Origin of the sequence: Mucilaginibacter sp. (genome assembly GCF_036383575.1) — a bacterium.
Classification (GTDB): domain Bacteria; phylum Bacteroidota; class Bacteroidia; order Sphingobacteriales; family Sphingobacteriaceae; genus Mucilaginibacter.
Map to the genome: position 1 here is coordinate 1 of NZ_DASVOB010000477.1, position 4,129 is coordinate 4,129.

Below are 4,129 nucleotides of genomic sequence, written 5' to 3' on the forward strand. Positions count from 1 at the left end.
GTGGATGATCTGTGTAACCTCCCGCGACGCCTCCCCATACCGCCCGTGCGAACCGCGGATAAGGATAGCATGCGGACAAAGCTGCAAAGCCTTTTTAGTAGACATAGCCGAATGTACCCCAAAAGCCCTCGCCTCATAACTGCATGAAGCCACCACTCCCCTTTCGGGCGAACCACCGATGATCACCGGCTTACCGATCAGCTCGGGATGAAACTTTCGTTCCACCGAAACGAAAAACGAGTCGAGGTCGATATGTACGATATGCCGCTTAGCTTCCACACAACAAATATGAAAATTAATTTGATATTTTGCTAATTTTTTTAGCAAATTTGAAATAACAAAAATGATATAGCCAATGAGTATATATGAAGATTACCTGATGTTATTATCGCCTCCTGAAATGGTGAAGCATGAGATTGCGCGTTACAAAAAAGCATCGGCAAAGCTCATTGGCAATTATAAAAGCATGGATTCGCCGGCTCATATCTCTGTACAGCATCTTGAAAGGCAAAAGCCTTTTATGGCCGATAAAAACCTCGATTTGATGGAGCAGGGGTTGAATACTATGCCCCCTGTATTATTGCACATGGATGGGTTTTATCATTTCACCCACCTGCATAACCGCATGACAATTTATGCCAATATCCGTGCAACGCCCGCTACCGACGATTGGTTCAACACTTTAAAAAAGAAGCTGCGCATCAAAAAGAATATCGTCCCGCACATAACTGTTGTGCGCGATATCCCTGAAAAAGATTTTGACACCCTTTGGCCGCATTTCAGGCATAAAAAGTTGGTGGAGCCATTTTGGGTTAAAGAACTTACCATTTTAAAACGTGATACGCTTGATGCCTTTGCCAAATGGGGCAAGTTTAAAGTTTTTGAATTTAAAAATATGACCGGCCCGGGCTATACCCGCGATGAGCTGGAACTGCTTAAAGCCGGCGATCCGGATCAGATCAATTTGTTCATTTAAAATTTAATAATCATGGACTACGCATTTTATCATTTTATCCTGCCGATACCCGATCATGTTGATGTCATGGTCCGGAAATTAAAGAACGAAGCAAAACGCGTCATCGGCAATTATCCCAGTATGCATGCCAGGGCTCATATCACCATAAACAACTATCCGCGCAAACCACTGGATGTAGATGTTCAGGGTTTTTCGTTTTTGAGCAGAAAACTTAGTTTGTTACCTCCGGCCGTTTTTGAGATAGATGGGTTTGATTGCTTCAACGAGGATAACAACTATAACAAAACCATTTTTGCAAAGCTTAAACTTACCGGACAAAACCAATATTGGCTAAAGTTATTAAAGGATATAGTTGGAGAAAGCAGTACGCTGCCCCATATCACCGTAGCAAGAGCTATAACACCCGAACAGTTTAACCTGCTTTGGCCGTATTTTCAAAAGAGGGAAATGAAGGTAAAATTTGTTGTTAACCGGCTTACTATTTTGAAAAATCTGTTACTCGATATTGATCAACATGCCAAAACTTACCGCGAATTTGAATTTCGGGGAGATGAAAACGTGTTAATGAAGTACGATAATACTGTTATAGCAAGGCAATTTAAAAATTATCCCTCTATAAATCAACAGATAAGCCTTTTTTAACATTTTCTTAACCATAAACGCTACCTTTTTCTATATTTGCGCCGGGGTAAGTCTTTTACGGCCAGCTCCTCTTGAACTCCCCCAGGGTGGGAACACAGCAAGGGTAGAGAGTTGAGCGGCGCGATAAAAGTAGCTTACCCTTTTTTTATTTTCTTATTTTTGCCGCACCGGCAAACATGCCCCGAACCTGCACAGGTTCATGATTTCTTTAATTTCATAACTGTACATAAATGCTCGATATATTCATTATTGGTGGAGGCCCGATAGGTTTAACTTGCGGACTTGCCACTCAAAAAGCCGGTTTAAGTTTTGTAATTGTCGAAAAAGGCACACTTGTAAATTCCCTATATAACTATCCTGCTACCATGACATTTTTCTCTACTTCCGAGAAACTGGAGATTGGCGGCGTTCCTTTTGTTACCGTACATAACAAGCCTACCCGTAATGATGCTTTGGAGTACTACCGCCGGGTAGCACTGTCAAATAACCTGCCCATTCACCTTTTTGAGGAAGTTACTGAAGTGAAGCCCGAAGATGGCTATTATACCATCACCACAAAAAAGACAACCTACCAGGCTAAAAAAGTGATCCTTTCAACCGGGTTTTATGATATCGCAGTTAACCTTGATATCCCTGGCGAAAACCTGCCCAAAGTAAAACACTACTACCAGGACCCGCATTATTACACACTGCAAAAAGTGGTGGTGGTGGGTTCAAGCAACTCGGCTATTGACGTTGCCCTTGAAACCTATCGCAAAGGCGCTGACGTTACACTGGTGATCCGCGGTAGCGAGGTGAGCCATAGGGTTAAATATTGGGTACGGCCGGATATCATTAACCGCATTAAAGAAGGAAGCATTAAGGCATATTTTGACTCAAATCTTGAAGCCATCCGCGAAAACGAGGTCGACATTAAAACACCGGGAGGATTAATCACCATCCCAAATGATTTTGTAATGGCGATGACGGGCTATAAACCAAACTTTGAATTCCTGAAAAAGCTTGGTATCATCCTTTCTGACGATAAATTCATCCCTCAATATAACCCCGAAACCATGGAAACAAACATGCCCGGCTTATACCTTGCCGGTGTAGTTTGTGGCGGCCTCGATACCCATCTTTGGTTCATCGAAAACTCGCGCGTTCATGCTGATATGATCATCAATGATATTGTGGCCGGGAGGTGAATGGTTGATTGGGTTGATTATGCGAGTGGTTCTCTTTGTAAATCAAATACTTATATAGAAAATCAAACTACTCACTCAATAAACTTAATCAACCACTCACCCAACATCAAATAATCACATTTTTTTCTTGTATAAATAAAAATTTATAGCCTAATTTGCAGCCAAATTAAAAACACAGTAATTCAATACAAAAATGAATCAACCAAGCTTAAATAAGCCCGCAACAAGAGCAACATTTGCTCCGGCTGCCGCTGCCTTGGGTTCAACTGTTTTTTTAAACTGCCCTCTCCGACGAAGGACCTACATGCCACGGGTTTGAATTAATTTTCCTCCTGCCCACACAAAAAGAGTTTTTTAAACTTCTTTTTAAAAAAACCATCTAATTATTTAAGGCTGATAAAGCCAATTAATTTCACGGTAATTATCTATTTAAATGACAATACAAGATTTTGATATTCAGGTTGCTACTGCACAGCATGTTGATTATGCACCAATGATTTGCGATGAAATGGCCGAATCGGCCAAAGCACGCGGAACTGGTATAGCTACACGCTCGCCCGAATATGTTGCTAATAAAATGCTGGAAGGCAAGGCTGTTATAGCCCTCCATAAAGACGGCACCTGGGCCGGTTTCTGCTACATTGAAACCTGGAGCCATGGCGACTTTGTTGCCAACTCGGGCCTTATTGTTAATCCGCAGTTCCGTAAGGCGGGATTGGCAAAGGCTATTAAGCACCGTATTTTCCAGCTATCTCGTACCAAATACCCCGATGCCAAAATATTCGGATTAACAACCGGTTTAGCTGTAATGAAAATCAATTCAGAGCTTGGCTATGAACCTGTTACCTACTCCGAACTTACCCAGGATGAAAACTTTTGGGCAGGCTGCAAAAGCTGTGTAAACTTTGATATTTTAACCAGCAAAGGCCGCAAGAACTGCATGTGCACCGCCATGCTCTTTGACCCAGCCGAAAAACAGAAAGAGTACGAAGAAAAAATGCAGCGCATTACCCACAAAGCTACGCTACTTGAGCGCATTGAAAATGCGATAAAAAAGCGCATCGGCCACGTGGAAAATTAAGCCGAAGGCTTAATAGCAATTAACGAAACAGATCACCATAATTGATAAGTAAAGCTTTAGCCTTGCGCTTTTAGCTTTAAGCTCACCAAAAACAATGAAGAAAAAAGTAGTATTAGCTTATAGCGGAGGTTTAGATACCTCATTTTGCTGTATTTATTTAACACAGGACCTTGGTTACGAGGTGCATTCGGTTATTGTAAATACCGGCGGTTTCAGCGAGGAAGAGTTAAAAGGCGTTGAGGA

5 protein-coding genes, 1 other RNA gene and 1 pseudogene are annotated in these 4,129 nt (G+C 41.9%); 6 read left to right on the forward strand and 1 reads right to left on the reverse strand.

Annotation, left to right across the window (positions count from 1 at the left end):
• Nucleotides 1–279 (reverse strand): annotated as a pseudogene (locus VF500_RS17155) (DNA polymerase IV); the annotation flags it as partial.
• Nucleotides 280–355: 76 nt separating this feature from the next.
• Here VF500_RS17155 and VF500_RS17160 point away from each other — a divergent pair.
• The 6 genes from VF500_RS17160 to VF500_RS17185 all read left to right on the forward strand — a co-directional run.
• The gene (locus VF500_RS17160) at nucleotides 356–976 is read left to right on the forward strand and encodes a 2'-5' RNA ligase family protein (protein ID WP_330860856.1); all 621 of its coding nucleotides are present in this window, start codon (nucleotides 356–358) and stop codon (nucleotides 974–976) included.
• A 12-nt stretch (nucleotides 977–988) separates the two neighbouring features.
• The gene (locus VF500_RS17165; protein ID WP_330860857.1) at nucleotides 989–1,618 is read left to right on the forward strand and encodes a hypothetical protein; all 630 of its coding nucleotides are present in this window, start codon (nucleotides 989–991) and stop codon (nucleotides 1,616–1,618) included.
• A gap of 44 nt (nucleotides 1,619–1,662) precedes the next feature.
• Nucleotides 1,663–1,761: signal recognition particle sRNA small type (gene ffs, locus VF500_RS17170), an RNA gene on the forward strand.
• An 87-nt stretch (nucleotides 1,762–1,848) separates the two neighbouring features.
• Complete coding sequence (locus VF500_RS17175) at nucleotides 1,849–2,805, forward strand: YpdA family putative bacillithiol disulfide reductase (protein WP_330860858.1); 957 nt, start codon at nucleotides 1,849–1,851, stop codon at nucleotides 2,803–2,805.
• A 433-nt stretch (nucleotides 2,806–3,238) separates the two neighbouring features.
• Complete coding sequence (locus VF500_RS17180; RefSeq protein WP_121224649.1) at nucleotides 3,239–3,886, forward strand: GNAT family N-acetyltransferase; 648 nt, start codon at nucleotides 3,239–3,241, stop codon at nucleotides 3,884–3,886.
• A gap of 94 nt (nucleotides 3,887–3,980) precedes the next feature.
• Nucleotides 3,981–4,129: argininosuccinate synthase domain-containing protein (locus VF500_RS17185; protein WP_330860859.1), on the forward strand; the 149-nt coding region annotated here is incomplete at its 3' end.

Excerpts from the sequence above, each read along its gene's own strand:
- VF500_RS17165 (WP_330860857.1), top strand. The coding sequence starts at position 989 with ATGGACTACGCATTTTATCATTTTATCCTGCCGATACCCGATCATGTT.
- VF500_RS17160 (WP_330860856.1), top strand. The coding sequence starts at position 356 with ATGAGTATATATGAAGATTACCTGATGTTATTATCGCCTCCTGAAATG.
- VF500_RS17180 (WP_121224649.1), top strand. The coding sequence starts at position 3,239 with ATGACAATACAAGATTTTGATATTCAGGTTGCTACTGCACAGCATGTT.
- VF500_RS17175 (WP_330860858.1), top strand. The coding sequence starts at position 1,849 with ATGCTCGATATATTCATTATTGGTGGAGGCCCGATAGGTTTAACTTGC.